The 19084-nt window shown below is 49.0% G+C and carries 15 protein-coding genes and 1 pseudogene; 6 read left to right on the forward strand and 10 right to left on the reverse strand.

The genetic code is table 11. The annotated features are described in order from the left end of the window. Positions 1-809 precede the first annotated feature (809 nt). The 3 genes from DFR62_RS05200 to DFR62_RS05210 all read right to left on the reverse strand — a co-directional run bounded on the left by DFR62_RS05200 (position 810) and on the right by DFR62_RS05210 (position 4317). Entirely contained in the window at positions 810-2258 is a 1449-nt protein-coding gene (locus DFR62_RS05200; RefSeq protein WP_241663110.1) for a phospholipase D-like domain-containing protein, read from the reverse strand. A 110-nt stretch (positions 2259-2368) separates the two neighbouring features. Next, a complete protein-coding gene (locus DFR62_RS05205; RefSeq protein ID WP_121298480.1) occupies positions 2369-2905 on the reverse strand; it encodes an RNA polymerase sigma factor in 537 nt (178 codons plus the stop codon). Between the two features lie 137 nt (positions 2906-3042). Then, a complete protein-coding gene (locus DFR62_RS05210; RefSeq protein ID WP_121298482.1) occupies positions 3043-4317 on the reverse strand; it encodes a hemolysin family protein in 1275 nt (424 codons plus the stop codon). Between the two features lie 150 nt (positions 4318-4467). On the opposite strand from DFR62_RS05210, the gene DFR62_RS05215 reads away from it, so the two are divergent. From DFR62_RS05215 to DFR62_RS05230, 4 genes are all read left to right on the forward strand, one after another. Then, positions 4468-5847 (forward strand): dipeptidase, encoded by a 1380-nt coding sequence (locus tag DFR62_RS05215; RefSeq protein ID WP_121298483.1) that lies wholly within the window; start codon positions 4468-4470, stop codon positions 5845-5847. A 72-nt stretch (positions 5848-5919) separates the two neighbouring features. Then, on the forward strand, positions 5920-6495 hold the full coding sequence (locus DFR62_RS05220; RefSeq protein ID WP_121298485.1) for a glycerol-3-phosphate acyltransferase: 576 nt from the start codon (positions 5920-5922) through the stop codon (positions 6493-6495). A gap of 102 nt (positions 6496-6597) precedes the next feature. Continuing rightward, positions 6598-7461 carry a DegV family protein gene (locus DFR62_RS05225; protein ID WP_121298487.1) on the forward strand — a complete coding sequence of 288 codons (864 nt, stop codon included), beginning with the start codon at positions 6598-6600 and terminating at the stop codon, positions 7459-7461. Between the two features lie 99 nt (positions 7462-7560). Beyond that, positions 7561-8580, forward strand: a complete 1020-nt coding sequence (locus DFR62_RS05230) for a DUF2804 domain-containing protein (RefSeq protein WP_121298489.1) — start codon at positions 7561-7563, stop codon at positions 8578-8580. Positions 8581-8639: 59 nt separating this feature from the next. Here DFR62_RS05230 and DFR62_RS17350 read toward each other — a convergent pair whose 3' ends face one another. From DFR62_RS17350 to kynA, 3 genes and pseudogenes are all read right to left on the reverse strand, one after another. After that, the gene (locus DFR62_RS17350; protein WP_158290817.1) at positions 8640-8804 is read right to left on the reverse strand and encodes a hypothetical protein; all 165 of its coding nucleotides are present in this window, start codon (positions 8802-8804) and stop codon (positions 8640-8642) included. Further along, positions 8801-9512, reverse strand: a pseudogene (locus DFR62_RS05235) (glycerophosphodiester phosphodiesterase family protein). Before DFR62_RS05235 ends, DFR62_RS17350 begins: the two are co-directional and overlap by 4 nt. Before the next feature lie 17 nt (positions 9513-9529). Continuing rightward, positions 9530-10384, reverse strand: a complete 855-nt coding sequence (gene kynA / locus DFR62_RS05240; RefSeq protein WP_121298491.1) for a tryptophan 2,3-dioxygenase — start codon at positions 10382-10384, stop codon at positions 9530-9532. Between the two features lie 146 nt (positions 10385-10530). On the opposite strand from kynA, the gene DFR62_RS05245 reads away from it, so the two are divergent. Continuing rightward, complete coding sequence (locus DFR62_RS05245) at positions 10531-11049, forward strand: YusW family protein (RefSeq protein ID WP_121298493.1); 519 nt, start codon at positions 10531-10533, stop codon at positions 11047-11049. Positions 11050-11095: 46 nt separating this feature from the next. Here the strand turns inward: DFR62_RS05245 and DFR62_RS05250 are convergent, their stop codons facing one another. The 4 genes from DFR62_RS05250 to DFR62_RS05265 form a co-directional block, all read right to left on the reverse strand. Then, the gene (locus tag DFR62_RS05250) at positions 11096-11986 is read right to left on the reverse strand and encodes a GNAT family N-acetyltransferase (RefSeq protein WP_241663122.1); all 891 of its coding nucleotides are present in this window, start codon (positions 11984-11986) and stop codon (positions 11096-11098) included. Positions 11987-12095: 109 nt separating this feature from the next. Continuing rightward, positions 12096-13919: an ABC transporter ATP-binding protein gene (locus DFR62_RS05255; RefSeq protein WP_121298495.1), complete on the reverse strand. Its 1824-nt coding sequence runs from the start codon at positions 13917-13919 to the stop codon at positions 12096-12098. Then, on the reverse strand, positions 13912-15636 hold the full coding sequence (locus DFR62_RS05260) for an ABC transporter ATP-binding protein (RefSeq protein ID WP_121298497.1): 1725 nt from the start codon (positions 15634-15636) through the stop codon (positions 13912-13914). Before DFR62_RS05260 ends, DFR62_RS05255 begins: the two co-directional genes overlap by 8 nt. A 166-nt stretch (positions 15637-15802) precedes the next feature. Next, positions 15803-16714 (reverse strand): DMT family transporter, encoded by a 912-nt coding sequence (locus tag DFR62_RS05265; RefSeq protein WP_121298499.1) that lies wholly within the window; start codon positions 16712-16714, stop codon positions 15803-15805. Positions 16715-16981: 267 nt separating this feature from the next. Between DFR62_RS05265 and DFR62_RS05270 the strand changes: the two genes are divergently transcribed. Beyond that, entirely contained in the window at positions 16982-18988 is a 2007-nt protein-coding gene (locus tag DFR62_RS05270; protein ID WP_121298501.1) for a sensor domain-containing protein, read from the forward strand. The last annotated feature ends 96 nt before the right edge of the window (positions 18989-19084 follow it).

The following is a 19084-nucleotide window of genomic DNA, read 5'->3' on the forward strand; positions in this document are numbered from 1 at the left end:
CGTTCCCGCATTCTACTTTTGCTTGAGCTTACTAGTCGCCGCCCTGCTTTGGGTTGGCCTCTTACAATAAGCCAGGAAAAGCGCCTGTCTTATTGCATCGGCTCACCCTTGGCGCATGGCGGCTTGGTGATTTCATTGCGCGAAGACTGTTTAAGTAAATCTGCTTCTTTAATCCGTTGCCGCCTAGTGGGGGAATCGCTTCCCTGGTCTAGTTTCGATTAAGAAAATTGGAATTTGGTTGTGGAATCGTTCCGATGTTCCATTAATTCGTCTTGTTAGTATTCGCCGCCGGGCTTTGGGTTGGCCTCTTGCAATAAGCCAAGAAAAACACTTGTCTTATTGCGTCGGCTCACCCTGGACGCTGGTCGGCTTAGAAATTCCATTGAATTAAGTGTGTTTAATCAGATCTGCTTCTATATAAGTTGTCGGCTAGCGGGGAAATCGCTTCCCGGGATGCAGTATCTGGTCATGTGGTGCTTGAACCAAATATCTTGTTAGAAGTTTGGGACTAAAAATCTCATTCTCTTTGATGCAAACGATGTAAGCTACAAAAGGTGACGCATTTACTCATTTTCTATCGAGTAGATAGAAGGAATTTTCTTCCATTATAAAAATAGAGACGGAGCGGAAATGGCTGACTCCTGGGGGACCGCGCGGGCTGGCGAGACAAATGTGTCGCGTTCTTTGCGACACATTGGCTCAACACCCGCCCCCCGGAAAGCAGCCATTGAAGCGTAGTCGAATAGCGCAAGCTATTTATACTTACTATGTTTCTCATGTTTTTTACTTACTTACTTACTTACTTCCCTTCAATAAGTCGTCAGCTTGAAGAGCTTTTGGAAGTTGTAGATGCCGCGCTGCCAGAACGTGAACTCGTCTTGGTATTCTTCCAGGTCGAGTGTGTAGAGGGCGTCTTCGTTGTTCCACAGCCGCTCGAAATACGTATCCAGTTCGCCTACCAATTCGCTATCGGTCGGCGCTTTGATGAGAATATCCGCCTCTAAATTATAATCCATCAGCGTGCGTTCGGTCATATTGGCGGAACCGCCTAGAATGACCGTTTCTTCGCCAGTTTGAATCATTATTGTTTTGGTATGGAATTGCCCGACTACCGGATTGTACCAGCGGACTGCCAAAGAGTCGCTGGCGGCATCCACCATCCCGTTCACTGCCGGCCGGTTCGGCAAACCAGTCTTTTCGCTGCCAAATGCATTTTTGTTTGGATCGAGTACAAGCTGTACTTCCACGCCGCGATTCGATGCTTCCACCAAACTGTCGACTACACTGCTCTCTGATAAATAGAACATGGCCATCTGGATGCTATCGCCTTGCTCTGTACTGTCCATATGCTTTAAGAGAGCTTTCAAAATTTGCCGTTCAGTGACATATTGCACTTCATAGTCACCTGATTGTTCAGGCATTTCCGCTCTCGGAAAATCTGGGCCGCCGGATAATCTCGAAACCGCTTCCTCGGCTTCCAGGATATCATCGAGTACCGGGCCGCTGACACGGAATGCCATATTGCCGTGAAGTCCGCTTGCATCATGCGGATTGGCTGAACTGATGATTGCTTCCTGCTCTGAAACAACAGTCTTCCGGTGATTCGCCTTGATGTTCATCATTTGCATGTAAGATGAAAGCGTCATATCCGGTGCGTCGCTCGACATGGCATTTGCTATCCAACCGTCCCCTGGATTATCGAACCATTGAAAGATTACCCGGTACAAGCCTGAATACAGCGGCATCGAATCGCGCAATTTGTCGAGGTCGGTGACGATCACTTCGACCCCTTCCGCTTCCAAGGTTTCCAGCAGCAAACTTTCATAAGAACCGTATCCCACATTTAATGGGTCGGTGATGAAATAGATCGGGAAATCGGGGTTTTCTTTCTTTTTCTCGATTAAATGATCCGCCAAGCGTTCTGCAATCGCTGGATACGCGGTTTCCGTATCGTTGTAATTATCAAATAGGAACAGATCAAGCACGAGAAATTCTTCCGCCTCATCAATCAGTTCATGGATTTCATCGAAAATCCGCAGTTCGCTTTCCAAATCTGTGCCTTTCTTATCCTGTGCATAGCTCAGGTCATAAATCATTTCCACTTGTTCGACACTGTGCACATCGCCGGCGAATGAAACACCCTCGGGCAAAGGCTTAAATGTATGCCAAATTATTACAATTATATACATCGCAGCAAGTATCCCTACAGTTCCCATAATAATGCGCCGTCGCTTGCTGTAATTCTTGATTCTTTTCATCTCTCTCCCGCTCCTTTGCTTCATTATAAGCGGAAGAGTCATAGAAAAATATCAGTTATTATTTTCCATATAAAGACCCCAGCCATTATTCGGCTGGGGTTGGGAGTATATTAGGCAATCACTACGTATTCGCGTGTTCTTACGTCTTCCATGAGCATGTCTTTTAGACGCTGTTTTCCGCGGTGAAGGCGGGATTTCACCGTGCCGATCGATACTTTCATGGTCTCAGCAATTTCAACCAGTGAATATTGATGGACGTAAAAGTAAACGATCGTCGTCCGGTAAATCGTATCCAGTTCTGAAATTTTGTGGCGGATCATGACAGAGACATCTTGTTTTTCCAATAATTCAGCTGTCCCGGTCTCATCGGTTGGAATCAAATCCAGCAATGAGACATCGAGCCCTTCCGGCTGGTTGGCGATATGTTTGCTGCGGCGCACGTTTTTGCGGTAGCGGTCACGGAATGTATTCATGCAAATCGTCGTCAGCCAGGCTTTGGCATGGTCGACTTCGGCGATTGAGGATTCATAGCGTACTACTTTCAGCCATACTTCCTGCATCAAATCTTCTGCTTCAGCTTTGTTGCGGGTAAGTTTTAGGCATAAATGATAGATATAGCGGTTATATTCGGCATATAGCTCTTCCATCGGTGTTACCTCCGTCCGGTGATCTTATGCCCTTATTGTGCCTGAGTTTAGGCTTACGCTCTATCGTTCCCTCTTTCAGTCTCCTTACAATAGTGTAAGAAATAAAAAATCCGGCCCATCATCCGGGCCGGATTTCGTTATTGTCTTTTGCTTGCGTTTTCGCTGATTGTTTCCTGTTCTTCAGGTTCAGCGAGTTTTGTGATTGTCAGCCGCTCGATGCGGTTTCTGTCCATTTCATTGACGACTACGTGCAAGTTTTCATAAGTGAATTCTTCGCCGACCTCCGGCACATGGCCAAGCTGCTGCATGACAAAGCCAGCAATCGTGTCATGGTCTTCCGGGACTTCGACTTCGAACATTTCATTGACGTCTTCAATTTCCAGGCGGCCGTGGCATGACAATTGGCTGTCGTTGATTTCAAAGACCAGTTCATCGTCTTCGTCGTCCGTCTCGTCCTCAATGTCCTGGCCAATCATTTCCTCGATGATGTCCTCATGCGTGACAATCCCCAGCGTTCCGCCGTATTCGTCCAAAATGACGGCCATGTGCTTTTTCTTCGCCATCATCAATTTGAATACTTTCTCGACGCTCACTGATTGCACGACGAATAATGGATTGTCATCCATCAACTCCGCCAAGGTCAAGTTCGGGTTCATCGACCATTCGATGAGTTTTTTGGAATAGAACAAGCCGACGACATTGTCCATGCTTTCTTCGTATACAGGATAACGCGTATATGAGGAATCCAGGATCAAGTCACGGACTTCCTCATAGGTCAGATCGATCGAAATGCCGACCGTATCGGTCCGGTGTGTCGACATGACATCCGACACGTCCTTATGAGGAAAGTCGAGCACGCCTTTGATGCGCTCCGATTCGTCGGCTTCGAAGGTCCCTTCCGTCGACGCAATATCGACCATCGTGCGCAGCTCTTCTTTGGTCATCGTCGCTTCTTTGACGCTGCCTTTGGAGATGATGCGGATGAAAATATTCGTGAACTGGGCGAGCAGCCACGTCAATGGTTTGAAGATGACCACCAGGAATGAGATAACCGGGGCTACGATATAAGCGATTTTATCCGCAAAAGTCGCGGCAATGGTCTTTGGCAGCACTTCCCCGAAAATGATCAGGACAACCGTCAAGATGGCTGTCGCCAATCCGACCTCCCATCCTTCCGTGATGGCGATGGTCGTGACGAGTGTAGGCAGCATGATATTGGAAATATTATTACCGATCAAAATAGTCGTGATCATCCGGTCCGGCTTCGCGATCAATTTTTCGAGCTTTTGGGCTTTGACGTCCCCCTGCTCCGCGCGAAGATGGACCTTCATCCTATTAACTGCCGTGAGTGCCGTTTCGCTTCCCGACAGGAAAAACGACATGATCAGAAATAATGCCAATGCTATAAACAAATTTACTTCCTCCAGTAAAATACATATAAAATTTTTTCGATCTGTTTCCGTATTATCCATAATACCACAGCAATTTTCCTCTTGTCGAAAAGGACAACTTAGCTATGCTATAATTTCCACATACTAAAAATACTGGAAAGCAGGGATTTTATGAACGCCACTCAAATCGATAAGTACTTCAAAGATCACCGCCAGGCCCATCTCGAAGAATTGAAAAGTTTTTTACGCATCCCATCGGTCAGCTCCCTTTCCGAACATAAAGCCGATATGCAAAAAGGCGCAGAATGGCTTATCAAATCATTGACTAAAGCAGGCCTTGAAAATGCCAGCATCGATGAAACCGATGGCCATCCGGTCGTCTACGCCGACTGGCTCCACGCCGAAGGGAAACCGACAATCCTCGTCTACGGCCATTACGATGTCCAGCCGGTCGACCCGCTCCACTTATGGGAAACACCGCCTTTCGACCCGCATGTGCGTGACAATAAATTGTATGCACGCGGCGCAAGCGATGATAAAGGCCAAGTGTTCATGCATATGAAAGCAGTCGAAGCTTTGCTTGATTTGAACGGCGAACTTCCCGTCAATATCAAATTCATCCTTGAAGGCGAAGAAGAAATCGGCAGCCCGAGCTTGCCGAAATACGTCGAAGACAATAAAGACAAGCTATCAGCTGACATCATCGTCATTTCCGATACCGGCATGCAAGGGCCAGGGCGCCCGGCTGTCTGTTACGGGCTGCGCGGGCTTGCGGGCATCCAGATCGACGTCAACGGCCCTAAAGGCGACCTACATTCCGGCCTCTACGGCGGAGCTGTCCAGAACCCACTCCACGCCATTGTGGAAATCCTCGAATCATTCCGTGACAAAGAAGGCGTCATTCAAGTCGAAGGCTTCTACGACGACGTCCGTCCCGTGTCGGACGAGGAACGTGCGGAATTTGCCGCACTGGATTTCGATTTGGAAAATGAAAAACAGGCAATCGGCATCTCAGAAGATTTTGGCGAAAAAGGCTATTCATTCGTAGAGCGCACATGGATCCGTCCGACGCTCGAAGTCAATGGCATCACCGGCGGATTCTCCGGCGAAGGCATCAAGACCGTCTTGCCCGCTGAAGCCAGCTCAAAAATCACTTGCCGCCTCGTTCCTGACCAGGATCCGGACGACATCATCGCCAAGTTGAAAGCGCATGTTGAAGCGCACAAGCCGGCAGGCGTCACAGTCGACATCACCGAATTTGATAAAGGCAAGCCGTTCCTGACGCCATACGATCATCCGGCCATCCAGGCAGCGGGCCGCTCGTATGAAAAAGTGTATCAAGTGCCGACCGCTTTCACGCGCATGGGCGGATCGATTCCGATTGTCGCTGCGTTCGATGAAATTCTCGGATTCCCTGTCGTCTTGATGGGCTTCGGGCTTGCATCGGAAAACTTCCACGCGCCGAACGAACATTTCCATTTGGAGAACTTTGATAAAGGGCTCCGCGTGATCAGCGATTATTTGTTTGAAGCGTCAACACTAGGCCAATAATCTTCATAGCCTCCCCTGATTTGGGGAGGCTATTATTTTTATGAAATTTCAGTTATTTGCTGGAGGGATACGATGGTTATTTTGTATTGGATAGGCAGTTATTTACTTGGTACTGTTTTGACCGCACTATGGATAGGGAAATGGAAAGGTGTAGACCTGACTTCTTCAGGCAGCGGAAATCCCGGCGCCCGCAATGCCTTGGCCGTTCTCGGGCGCAGAGCCTCCCTATTGGTGTTTCTCGGCGATTTCCTGAAAGGTTCGGTCGTCGTATGGGCAGGGCTTTGGCTCGAATTCTCATTATGGTCCGTTGCCGTTGCGGGATTGCTTTCAGTCATCGGGCACATTTATCCGCTATGGCGCAAAGGCCGCGGGGGCAAAGGCATCTCGACCTTTGCCGGGGTCGCCTTTTGGCTGACGCCTGATTTGTTTTTGGCGATGCTTGTTTTGTCGTTCGCTTTCTATCCGTGGCTGAAAAGCGCCACTTTGTCGATGCTCGCAGGCTTCAGCGCCTTTTTCGCCGTCGCTTTTGCGTTTCAAGTACAATCTGTTGTCTGGCCGCTGTTTGTTGCCATTATTATTATTGTAATTCGCCACAAAGCGGATATTAAAATTTCAATGGAGACACGTTTCCCTTCAAACAAAGCCTGAATGTCCCGCTCTCGGAGATTTTTATTCAAGAAAGCTAGGACCATATTATTATCCGTGTTATAGTTTTATTATTCAAAATACTCAATAGATAGGGGTTTTACGATGAAAAAACCGATTGCATGGATCATGGATACGACCGGATACGTCACAGAACAATTCAAATCGCACCCCGATGTCTATATCGTCCCGCTGAATATCCATTTCGGCTCGGAAGAATTTATCGATGACGGCATCGACCTCTCAAACGATGAATTATACGCACGCATGAAAAGCTCAAAGGATTTCCCGAAAACCTCCCAGCCATCTGCAGGGAAGTTTGCGGAACTTTATGAAAAGCTGAAAGAGGAATACGAGTGCGCCATCGCTGTCCATGCCTCCGCCAAGTTAAGCGGCACGATCGCTTCTTCCATGACCGGCGCCGAGATGACGGATTTCAAGGTATACACTGTCGATTCGCTCGCTTTGTCATACGGGCTGTCTGGGCTTCTTGAACGCGGATTGAAGCTGCAAGATCAAGGGCTTTCCGCTGAAGAAATTACCCAGCGGCTTGAGCAGGAAACGACAGATTTCCGCAATTTCATCCTGATCGGCAATTTGAGCCAATTGTATAAAGGCGGCCGGATGAGCGGCGCACAGTATTACATCGGCAGCGTCCTAAAGATCAAGCCGATCGTCCAGCTGACCGAGAAAGGCGAACTTGAGCCAATCGACAAAGTTCGTTCCCATAAGAAAGCGCTCGCTTATTTGCTCGATCGTGCAAAAGCAGACCACGAACAATACGGGATCGATTACTTCCAGATTATGCACGGGCACATCCCCGAGCAGGCGGAAGAGTTGAAGGCGGAACTCTTGAAGTTTGCGCCTGAAGCCGAAGTGCTGATCGGAAATCTCAGTTCATCACTGGCCGTCCACGCTGGAGAAGGCACACTTGCGTTCATGTGGAGAAGGCCTCCAGCTTCCGTATAAGAAATCGCTAGTCTTTAGGCCCATCTTACAGCATTTTCCCGGGAAAATCTGGGGAATTCTGATACAATAAGGGCATATAAAGACAGTGAGGTGGATTCGATGCAACATGTTGAACGGGAACTTACAGAACACGTTAAATTATGTGACGCCAAAGGCCAATTGAATCCAAGCGCTATCGGCTATGCAAAGAAGCCCTTAGTCGAAAGCAATCTGAAAGGCAATTTCCTTCGTAAGAAGAAATGGAATTATTGGTGTGTATTCGGCGATGAGATCGTTTTCTCGGCCACCATCTGCCATCTGGATTATGCCGCTGTCTGCTTCGTTTATTTCTTAAATTATGAAACACAGCGCTTTTTCGAAAGAACGGTTATGGTCCCCTATTCCAGGAATTTACGCTTATCCGACAGTGTGTTGGACAGTTCATTTTTCCATAATTCGGAGATATCCGTCCATTCCATCTACGAAGATGGCAAAACCCGATTGGCAGTGACCGTGCCTGATTTTGACGGCGAAAAATTGCATGCTTCGCTGACGATTGCCCATCCGGAAGACATGGAATCATTGAATGTCGTCATTCCATGGAATCGCCAAACCTTCCAGTTCACTGCGAAACATCACGCTCTGCCGACAACTGGAACGGTCCAGATCGGGGCTAAGCGCTATGAATTCGATGAATTGGACAGTTTTTCGGTATTGGACTATGGCCGGGGCGTCTGGCCGCGCGAAGCGGTCTGGAATTGGGGAATGGCTTCCCAGCGCTCTCTCGGCAAAGTGATCGGATTGAATTTCGGCGGCAAGTGGACAGACGGCACGGGCATGACGGAAAACGCCTTTTTCGTCAATGGCCGCATGACTAAAATCAGCGAAGACGTCATTTTCCGTTATGATGAAGAAGATTTCAAAAAGCCGTGGCTGATCCACACGAAATTGACCGATGACGTTAAATTGACGTTCACTCCTTTTTACGAACGCGTGTCCAAATCGGATGCGCGTCTTGTGAAATCGGAAGTTCATCAATTGTTCGGCTATTACAACGGCTACGTCCGCTATGCAGATGGCAAGAAGCTGAAAATCCACCAATTGCTCGGTTCTGCAGAAGAACATTACGCAAAGTGGTAATTAACTTCCTATTAAAAACCGCCTGATGGATGTCAATCCGACATCCATCAGGCGGTTTTCTATTTGTGTTCGGCTGTTTTCTTCTTAAAGCTGCTATACCAAGGCTTTCCGATAAAAAATACAGGGAGCAGGATTATTCCTGCAACGAGCGGCCAAGCTGCAGCACCGGTGACTCCTAAAGTGAATGCTGCAACCACCCATATACTCAATGCAATTAGTTTCATTTCAATTCCCCCAGCATTTTTTCCGGATAATCCGTAAAGATGCCCGAGACGCCTATCTGCTGCAATTGCTCAGCGTAGTCCAGCCGGTTGACTGTATAGACATAGACCTCAAAACCTTTTTCGACCAATTCGGCACCGTGGCGAAGCGCATACGGCTGCGACAAATGAAGCCGTCTCGTCCCGACTGTCTGTGCATAAGCGGCCATATCCACTAAAATATTGGAAGCCAAAATCGCCCCTGGCACGTGATGGCGATCCATCGCCAGCTTTACGTCCAGGTGGTTGAATGAAGAAATGACAAGCCGATGTTCCATGCCCCTGTTCAGCTGCAAGCTTAGCCACTTTTTCCACCGCTCCCACATACGGGAAAACGTCCGTTTTCAGTTCCACATTCAGCACGTGATGGGTGTTTTTAAATACCCCAAAGACTTCTGCCAATGTCGGAATTTCGGTTCCCGCCCATTCGCCTGCTTTCCAGCTTCCGGCGTCCAGTGTTTTCAGTTCGGCAAGCGTCATGTCTTTTACATAGCCTTTGCCGTTAGTGGTGCGGTTCACTTTTTCATCATGAATGACAACAAGTTCATCGTCTGTTGATAAATGCACGTCCAGTTCCACCCCGTGGACCGGCAAGGCTGCAACTTCCACAAAAGCAGGCAGCGTGTTTTCCGGATGCGTGCCCGAACTTCCGCGATGCGCAAAAATTTCCATAAGCCAACCTCCTGCTTTTAGACGTCTGTCCGGATTTGCCAAAGTTCCGGGAAGAAATATTGATCCAATACTTTCTTCAAATAATTGACGCCGGATGATCCGCCTGTCCCTTGTTTGAAACCGATGATCCGCTCAACCGTTTTCATATGGCGGAAACGCCATTGTTGCAGCCAATCTTCAATGTCGACCAATTTCTCCGCCAATTGATACAGTTCCCAGTGCTCATCGACGTTGCGGTAAATTTCCTTCCACGCTTCCCGGACGCTGTCGTTCGGTTCGTATACAGTGCTGACATCGCGCGAAAGGACACTGTCGTCAATCTTGAATCCGCTGCGCGCCAATTTTTGGATGGCGGCATCATACAAGCCTGGCGCGTGGAACGCTTCTGTTAATTGCTCGTGCAAGACCGGGTCTTTTTCATAGATGCTTAAGACATGCTTGGTTTTGTAGCCAAGCGCAAATTCAATCATGCGGTACTGATAGGACTGAAAGCCGCTCGCATTGCCGAGGTCATCCCGGAACTCCAAGTATTCAGCAGGAGTCAAGGTCGACAACACATCCCAGCCTTGGATGATTTGCGACTGGATGCGCGATACGCGTGCCAATTGCTTGAACGCGGGCTGCAGATCATCCGCTTCGATATGGCGGATGGCCGCCGACAACTCATGCAAGATCAGCTTCATCCATAGTTCGGATACTTGATGGATGATGATGAAAAGCGATTCATCGTGGTGTCCGCTGACGCCGTCCTGTGCAGTCAACAGCTTGTCGAGATGCAAATAATCGCCGTAAGTCATGCTTTCCTTGAAATCCGTGCGGATATTTTGTTCGTTTGCAGCGGCGATGTTCTGCCCGTTTTTGTATCTATCCATTTGAATGGCTCCATTCAAGCTCTGCTTATGCTCGACTCTGCTAGTGATTCCTATCGTACGATACTTTTTTACATTTTTCATTGCTTACTTCCCATAATTTCGGGAATAGAACGGTAAACATAAATTTGAAAGGGAGTTTGTATATTATGACTAACCATAAAAAAATGATCTTTCCAGTTCTTATCATGTCCGCTACACTTGCCCTAGCAGCTTGCGGCGATGACGAGGAAGTCACGCAGCCTGTCACAGATGAGTCACCAGAAGAAACGGCAACGCCGGAAGCTGAGTCGACTGAAGATGCTTCTCCAAGCGGCGGAACTGAAGGGACCAAGGACGGTGAAACTTACGGATTTACTGACTTGTCCGTTGATGTCGATATGCCTGACCAGGATGATGCCCTAGACCTTAGCTACGAAGAAGAGCGCGGTCAGGTAGAGGCCGAATATGAAAATAAAATCGACGGCGTTGATCTGACGGGCGATGACGCTTTCAATGAAATGGAACAAGGTTTGTCCCAGTTGAATTTAACCCCTGACACGTCGGATGAGGAAGTCATCAGCCAAGTCGTCGAGGCTTTCGGCATCGATCCTGGCTTCAAGAAAATCGAAATTGAAATAGATTATGCAGACGGCTCCGATAAAAATTATGAACAAACAAATCAATAAGCCTTAAAACATAGCTGTCCAGTGGATTTACCGCTGGGCGGCTTTTTCATTGCACTGCGGGCTGCCAATAAGAAATAGTCGATATTTTTGTAAAGCCCGCCTTTTCATAAACAGGCCACGCCACATTTTCCGTTTCCACTTCGACCAGCACACGTGCCAATTTTTTCTGATGCGCCAAATGCCGCGCCCACTTCAGAAATGCTTGGCCATAGCCTGATCGCTGGGTATCCGGTGACACTGCGAGCGCTGTTACCCACAACGCCTGGTCTTCATTGCTCAACGTAGCCGTCGCCACAAGTTGGCCTTCCTGCCGCATCAAATAGACATGGCGCTCCGTATCTTCCAGGTTGTGCTCAAGCACCGGAAGAACAGATTCATCAAATGCCGCGCGCAGAAGATCCACCAATTCGCGTGAATATTGCTCTTCGTACGGAATAATTTCGACCGTTTCAGCAAGTTGGTACGTAGAAAGCGGCTGCGCTTCAAACTGCAATTCCTGGAAAGTACAATGATAGCCGAGACCCTCTAGCCAGCTATCTGATGCGCTATGTTCCGTGAATGCCGCGAGTTCACTTTCCGCCCCGCGCTGTACGAGGGAATGCTGCACGCCGTCAGCCAAAGCTGTTGCCAGCCCAAGGCGGCGGTAATCCGGCGAGACAAATGCCGACCATTCGTAATGATGCAAGCCCACCAAATCCGCTGCCGCCGCACAGGCCACCAGCTCTCCGCTATCGGTGTAAGCGAGCACCGCAAATCCTTTTGCGAACGGTTTTTGCCATAATTCATTCTGAAGCAAGGTCCGGCACTGTTCCGGCTCGCCGTCAATCAGCCGCTCCATTTCCCCGGCAGTCTCCGCATCCAGCGGAAACGACGCAATCGACAGGGACAATTCCATTTCCATCCCGCCTTCCTTTTTCTTCTTATCATAACTGCCCAAAGCGCTTGCCGCCACCTGATTCCCGAAATTAAGGTTTCTTCCCAGGGCTTTTCATTTCCATTAAAAAAAGCAGAAGCCGGGATCTCCCCCACCTTCTGCTTAGATTTCGCTATAATTTAGCATCTGCCAGCATGGTGGCATACAAGCCGCCTTTTTCCAGCAATTCGTCCTGGCTGCCTGATTCGACCAATTTGCCGAGCTCCATGACATAGACGAAATCCGCCTTTCTCACCGTATTCAAGCGATGGGCGATGACAAAACTCGTGCGCCCTTCCATAAGGCGTTCGAGCGCTTCCTGGATTTTCAACTCTGTCACGGTATCGATCGAACTTGTCGCTTCATCGAGCAGCAAAATGACCGGATCGGCGATAAGCGCCCGGGCGATCGACAAGAGTTGCTTCTGCCCTTGGCTGATCATTGAACCGTCGCCAGACAGCACCGTGTCATAGCCTTCCGGCAGTTTGGAGATGAAGTCATGGGCATTGGCTTTTTTCGCCGCTTCCACCACTTCTTCGTCGCTCGCATCAAGCTTGCCGTAGCGGATATTGTCGCTGACTGAAGCTTCGAACAGGAACGGGTCCTGCAAGACGAAGGCAATCTGCTTGCGCAAAGTTTCGCGCGGCATTGCCCCGATTGGCGTTCCATCGATGCGGATCTCCCCTTCATCGACATCGTAAAATCTCGCTAAAAGCTGCATGACGGTCGTTTTGCCTGCGCCTGTCGCACCAACGAATGCCGCCGTCTGCCCGGTTTCCACCATAAAGCTCAGATTACGGATCGTCCATTCTTCTTCCGCGCCTTCGTATTTGAAAGACACATTATCGAATTCGACTTTTCCTTCAAGCCGTTTATCGGCATTCTTTTTCGTATCGTCCGCTTCTTCTGCTTCGTCCATGATGGCAAACACGCGTTCAGCCCCCGCAATGGCCGAGAGCACCGTGTTGAATTGGTTTGCCAAGTCGTTCAACGGCCGCGTGAACTGTCGTGAATACTCGGTGAAGATAACGATGACACCGATTGTGACCGAGCCGTTCAAGGCGAGCAATCCGCCGACACCTGCAACGAGCGCGAAACTGCCGTTGTTCAGGAAGTTCATCACTTTCGGAATGAATCCGGCATACGTCCAAGCCCAGAAACCGGTGCGGCGGAGCCGTTCGCTTTTGACGAGGAACTCGTCCATGACGCGGTCTTCTTGGGAAAAGGCTTTGACGATTTTCTGTCCCGAAATGGTTTCTTCGATCATGCCGTTCAGATCCCCGACCGCTTTTTGCTGTTCTTTATACAAAGGACCCGTACGTTTGGTGATCCAGCGAACGGCCCAATACATGATCGGGATGATGATAAATGTCAATACGGTGAGGATCGGGCTGAGAAACACCATCACCACCGCCGTCCCGACCAGCGTCAAAATGCTCGAGAACACTTGAATGAACGAGGTGTTGAGCGTCGACGAAACGTTTTCGATATCATTGGTCATACGGCTCATCAATTCGCCGTGCTGGCGCTTATCGAAAAACGATACCGGCAAGCGTTGCAGATGGCCAAACAGCCCCGCGCGCATTTGATAGATGACTTGCTGGGCGATCCCAACCATCCAGTAGTTCTGCAAATAGAGAGAAACCGAATGGAGCACATAGACCATGATAAGCCAGCCGATGATCAAGCCCATGCCTTCAAATGCACCCGGCACAATATAGGTATCAATGATATAACCGATCAAAAGCGGCCCGAGCAACGCCATCGCGGAACTGATGAACACAAGCGTCAGAACGATGATCAATAGCGTGCGCTGTTCGTCGACCAGCTTCCAGATCCGCAGCAAGGTGGACTTCCAGTTTTTCGCGCGTTCATTCTTTTTATCTGGTGATTTCTTTAAATCTTCTTTCGTCAATACCGGCTCATAGCCAAAAGGCCGGCGGATCGCATTAAACATATTCATCCACCTCCTCCGCTTGCTGGGACAGCGCAATTTCACGATACAAAGAAGAACTATCCAGCAATTCCTCGTGAGTGCCGTAAGCCGAAGCGACGCCATCCTCCAACAGGAGGATGCGGTCAGCGCGCATAGCCGTCCGCACTTTCTGCGTCACCAGCAGTGTCGTCGCTTGTTCTTTGTCGAGCTCGGCCCACAGCGCAGATTCGGTCTTCACATCAAGCGCGCTGGTACTGTCATCGAGAATCAAGATCGACGGTTTGCGGACCAATGCCCGTGCGATCGACAGGCGCTGCTTTTGGCCGCCGGATAAATTGACGCCTTTTTGGCCGACGCGCGTTTCGTAGCCTTTCGGGAAACGCTGGACCGTCTCGTCAATTTGGGCTTTTTCTGCGGCCTCTGTAAGTTCCGGAAGCTCCGCGTGCTCTTTGCCCCAAGACAGGTTATTGGAAATGCTGCCGGTAAAGAGCATCGATTGCTGAGGCACAAGCCCGATCGTCTTGCGCAGTTCCTGAAGGTCCCACTCGCGGACGTCACGGCCGTGCACCGATACGCTTCCTTCGGTCGCTTCGTAGAATCTCGGAATCAGCTGCAATAAAGAGGTTTTTCCGGATCCCGTGGCGCCCATGATGGCCAGTTTCTCGCGTGGCGCCAGTTCAAAGCTGATGTTTTCAAGCACTCTTCGCGAAGTGCCTGGATACGTAAAGAAAACATGGTCAAAACGGACGGTTCCTTCTCTAACCGGCACAGTTGCACCATTCGATTCTTCGCCGCCATCATCCGCCAAAAGGATTTCTTCGATGCGGCCAGTAGATGCCATGGCACGCGCAAACGCCATAATGATGAATGAGAACATCGAAAATGCGCCGGTCATGCGCATCGCGTAATTGACGATGGCGACCAATTCACCGATTTGCGCGTCTCCGCTCCGGATCTCAAAAGCCCCAAACCAAACAACCGCGAGCAGAGACACGTTCATGCCGAACAGCAGGATCGGCAAGATGATTTCCATGATGCGGAATGCTTTGACCGTATCGGTCTTGAGCGCACCCGCCACTTCCGAAAAGCGGTTCGCTTCATACTTGCCGCGCAAGTACGCTTTGATCAGCCGGACCGCCTGCAGGTTTTCCTGTACCATGCGGTTGACTTTATCAAGCCGCTGCTGCACAAAGCTGAAATAGACAACGCCTTTTCGTACCATAACATACAAAAATGCCAATAAAATTGGAAAGACGATGATCAAATAAATCGCCAATTGTGCATTGACGACAAACGCCATGATCATGCTGCCGATGACAAGCAATGGCGCGCGCAACATGATGCGCAAGCTCATATACAGCACTTGCTGGATCAGCTGGATATCACTCGTCAGCCGTGTGATGAGGCCGGATGCTGGAAATTTATTGAACATCGCCAGCGAGAAAGACTGGACGCGCTCATAAACTTTGCGCCGGACATCAAAAGAGAAGCTATGGGATACATGGGAAGCGAAATATGAATTGGCGACACCCGATAAAAAAGCGATTAATGACAAGCCCATGAGCACAAGCCCCAAGCGAATGATCGTATCCTGGTCCCCTGCCACGATGCCGTCATCGATGATGCTCGCAATGACCAATGGCTGCAAAAGCTCGACGACCAACTCCAAGAGCATCAAGAACAAAGCGACGCCGATCAGAAATGAATATGGTTTGGTATAAGAAAAAACGGTTTTCATAAGGGTGCCTCCTGAACATTTCGAAACTCGAACTTTATTTAAAACTAGTATGCCATAATTTTCAGATATCAGGTAGAGATATCCCTTTTTTTGTCATGCATTATAATGAATCTTTTTTGCTTTCGAAAATGAAAAAGGCACGCAGCATTTTGCTGCATGCCTTTACTCAAGAGCGATCATCGGCAGTTTTTTCACTGCCCGCAAAAGATAGCCAAGTGACGAAGACCAACATGAGAAAAGCTCCACCGATTTGCAATGGGGATAGAAAATGGCCGAACCAGACAAGCGAAATGACCATCGCCGTCAATGGCTCCATCGCGGATAAAATGCTCGTCTCTACAGGCGAGATGAATCGCATGCTGCTGAGAAACAACACAAACGCCATCGTGCCGACCACAATAATCGCGATGATCGCCAAAATGAGCGTCGGGTCTGCCAATAGCCCCCATTCATCCGACAGGAAAATCGGATTGATGAGCCCTAGAAAGATGCCGCCGAACAGCATCGACCAGCCGACAACGAGCAAGACGCCCCATTCCTGCATCAGCCGGGCTGGATAAAGCGTGTAGAATGTAAAAGCCAAACCGACCAGAACGCCCCAAAACAGCGCTTCCCCGCTGATGACCAGGGAATCCAAACGCCCGTCCGTCAACAATAAAAACAAGCCAGCGAGCGTACCGACCATGCCGAGCACTTGATAGACCGGCGGCCATTTGCGAAGGCGCATGGAAATGAAGACAATGACATAGACAGGTGCCAGAAACTGCATCAATGTGGCAAAGACGGCATTGCTCGTATCGATCGCTGCGACGAAACTGTATTGGACACCGAGCATGCCGGCTACTGAAAAGATCAATAAAGGACGCGTCCATATCTTTTGCCGAAAAATCGAGGTCACCTGCACCTGCTTCATTTTCAAGAACAACAGCAGCAAGATGCCAGCGACAATAAGCCGGATGGTCAGAAGAAATGGCACAGAAATCGCATAGACATCGAGCGTCCATTCCATGAGCGGCCCGGTCGCTCCCCAAAGCATCGCCCCTATCAGTATCATGGATACTCCCTTTAGCCGTTCCATTCGCCAGCACTCCTTCCATTTAACAAAGCCAATCCGTGACGAATTGGCTAATTCAGCTGTTTTTATCGTTAGAACCCTTTGTAATCGGGACAAATTGGTTGTTTTCCTCAATTTTCAATCGAATCATGCCTATTCTCTCACGAGAGGGTCAAAAAGGATAGTATGATTTCTGTGCTAAAATTCCCGTATTATATTTTTGTAAAGTGGTGACGAAAGACCTTTTCTTCTTTATAATGAAAGTACAAAACGGTTAAGGAGCGTCAGTTAATGAGTGAAAAGCAGGATTTTTTGGCACAAACCCTAGCATATAACCATATTCCCTTCCCCATCATCATTTTCGATCAAGAAGGACTCATCACTTGGTTCAACGGGCATGCCGAACGCATCTTTCAACTAAATACAGAAACTGCTAAAGGCCAGCCCTTTTCCTATATGAATCCAGAACAAGCCGCACTCCACAAGCAGCCTTGGGAAATGCTGTTGGAAAGCACAAACCCGGTCCGGTTTGAGAATATGGAAATCGGCCTTGGCAGTGGCGGGCAAAATTACTCTACGGTTGTCACGAAAGCGTTCACATCGCATGGCGAGCGTTTCCTTCTGACCATCTATGAAATCGATGATAGCGTAAGCGCTGGCTCAGCTGCAAGGGAACTAAGCCACCTTCGCCACGGTCTGGATGATTCGTTCATGATGACTTATTTCGACCAGGAGTTCCTGGTCACTTACGCGAACCCCCATTTCCTCAAGCTCAGCAAATGGACCCCGAAACGCGTACTCGGCAAACCTGTCTGGCAGATGTTCCATGACAGCGAAGAAGACCTCGAGTTTGTTGATTCGATCCTGGAAAGCTTGAAAGATGGACATGTATGGAACGGCGAAGCGAAAAAAGCGACAAAAGACGGTGAAACTTATTGGGTCGACTTGACGGCGATTCCCATGCAATTATCAGAGGAGGATGCATATTACATCTTCCTTGAAAAAGACATTACGGAAACAAAGCATGCCCAAAAGCACCTCGAGGAAATTGCTTTTATCGACCCGATTACAGGGCTTGAAAACCGCCACCGCCTTGAGCAGGCCGTCGCGGAACACATCAAGGAAGGCCGCCATTTCTCTTTCCTGTTCCTCGACATCGACCGCTTTTACACCTTGCGTGATGTATCGGATACGGATACGGAAAATGAATTGCTCATCGAATTCACGAAACGCTTGCGCATGTATTTCTCCGATTCATTGATTACACGCGCAGGGCTTCATGAATTCGCGTTGATCACGCCATTGCCGAACTGGTTCATCGAAGGCTTCCTGCCTTATTTGCAGCAGCACCCAATCTATATCGGCGGCACGGCAGTTCCCTTGACCGTCAGCGGCGCCATCACGAAATATCCGGAAGACCAGCAAAGCTTCGTCCACTTGATCAAAGCTTCCTATGCGACGATCAAGAAAGTCAAGGACCGCGGCGGCAGCGCCATTTCGACGTTGACGGCAGACGACCACGAACGCCTGAACCGTAAAGCACTTATTGAAAAACGCCTTGTCCATGCTTTGGACCGGAAAAACCTCCAATTGCTGTATCAGCCGCAAGTCAATCTCTCGACCGGCAATGTCGAAAGCGTGGAAGCACTCGTCCGCTGGAATGACGATGAAATCGGTGTTGTGACGCCCGATGAACTCATTCCGATTGCGGAAGAGAATGGCATGATCCATGAAATCGGCAGTTTCGTATTGGAGACCGCCTGTGCACAGCTGAAGGATTGGAAAGCGAAAGGCATTAATTTGCGCATCAGCATCAACTCCTCCATCCGCGAATTCCGCGACAAGGATATGGCGAGCATGCTGATCGAGCAAATGAAAGCGAATAATTGCGATCCACATTCCCTTATGATCGAGATCACTGAAAAGTTCGCGCTTGAAGCGGAAGCCGAACGTCCGATCATGCTGCAAATGAACCGCCTGAACCAGCAAGGCGTGCAATTTGCACTCGATGACTTCGGGACAGGCTATGCGTCTTTCCGCTATATGCTGTTATTGCCGATTTCTTCTTTGAAGATTGACCGGACTATCATCCAGTCGATTACGAAGCAGGAAAAAATGCAGAAAATGATTAACGGCATGATCCAGTTCGGCAAATCACTTGATTTCCAAGTGATCGCTGAGGGTGTCGAAACGAACGAACAGCTGGAATTGCTTCGGGTGATGGATTGCAATAGCATCCAAGGCTATATCATCAGCCACCCGATGAACGCCCAGGAACTCGAAAAATGGTTAAAATAATCTCTCTCCCCCAGACTGCGGAAATTCCGTGGTCTGGGTTTTTTTGTTTTGGTAGGATTGAAAACTTAGTATAGGAATTTTAAATTATTGGAGTTC

Source organism: Planococcus citreus, from assembly GCF_003664125.1.
Lineage (GTDB): Bacteria > Bacillota > Bacilli > Bacillales_A > Planococcaceae > Planococcus > Planococcus citreus.

What these genes read in the sequence shown, in the direction of transcription:
- DFR62_RS05200 (WP_241663110.1), bottom strand. Translation starts at nt 2,258, where the DNA reads ATGAAAAGAATCAAGAATTACAGCAAGCGACGGCGCATTATTATGGGA.
- DFR62_RS05205 (WP_121298480.1), bottom strand. Translation starts at nt 2,905, where the DNA reads ATGGAAGAGCTATATGCCGAATATAACCGCTATATCTATCATTTATGC.
- DFR62_RS05215 (WP_121298483.1), top strand. Translation starts at nt 4,468, where the DNA reads ATGAACGCCACTCAAATCGATAAGTACTTCAAAGATCACCGCCAGGCC.
- DFR62_RS05220 (WP_121298485.1), top strand. Translation starts at nt 5,920, where the DNA reads ATGGTTATTTTGTATTGGATAGGCAGTTATTTACTTGGTACTGTTTTG.
- DFR62_RS05225 (WP_121298487.1), top strand. Translation starts at nt 6,598, where the DNA reads ATGAAAAAACCGATTGCATGGATCATGGATACGACCGGATACGTCACA.
- DFR62_RS05230 (WP_121298489.1), top strand. Translation starts at nt 7,561, where the DNA reads ATGCAACATGTTGAACGGGAACTTACAGAACACGTTAAATTATGTGAC.
- DFR62_RS17350 (WP_158290817.1), bottom strand. Translation starts at nt 8,804, where the DNA reads ATGAAACTAATTGCATTGAGTATATGGGTGGTTGCAGCATTCACTTTA.
- kynA (WP_121298491.1), bottom strand. Translation starts at nt 10,384, where the DNA reads ATGGATAGATACAAAAACGGGCAGAACATCGCCGCTGCAAACGAACAA.
- DFR62_RS05245 (WP_121298493.1), top strand. Translation starts at nt 10,531, where the DNA reads ATGACTAACCATAAAAAAATGATCTTTCCAGTTCTTATCATGTCCGCT.
- DFR62_RS05255 (WP_121298495.1), bottom strand. Translation starts at nt 13,919, where the DNA reads ATGTTTAATGCGATCCGCCGGCCTTTTGGCTATGAGCCGGTATTGACG.
- DFR62_RS05260 (WP_121298497.1), bottom strand. Translation starts at nt 15,636, where the DNA reads ATGAAAACCGTTTTTTCTTATACCAAACCATATTCATTTCTGATCGGC.
- DFR62_RS05265 (WP_121298499.1), bottom strand. Translation starts at nt 16,714, where the DNA reads ATGGAACGGCTAAAGGGAGTATCCATGATACTGATAGGGGCGATGCTT.
- DFR62_RS05270 (WP_121298501.1), top strand. Translation starts at nt 16,982, where the DNA reads ATGAGTGAAAAGCAGGATTTTTTGGCACAAACCCTAGCATATAACCAT.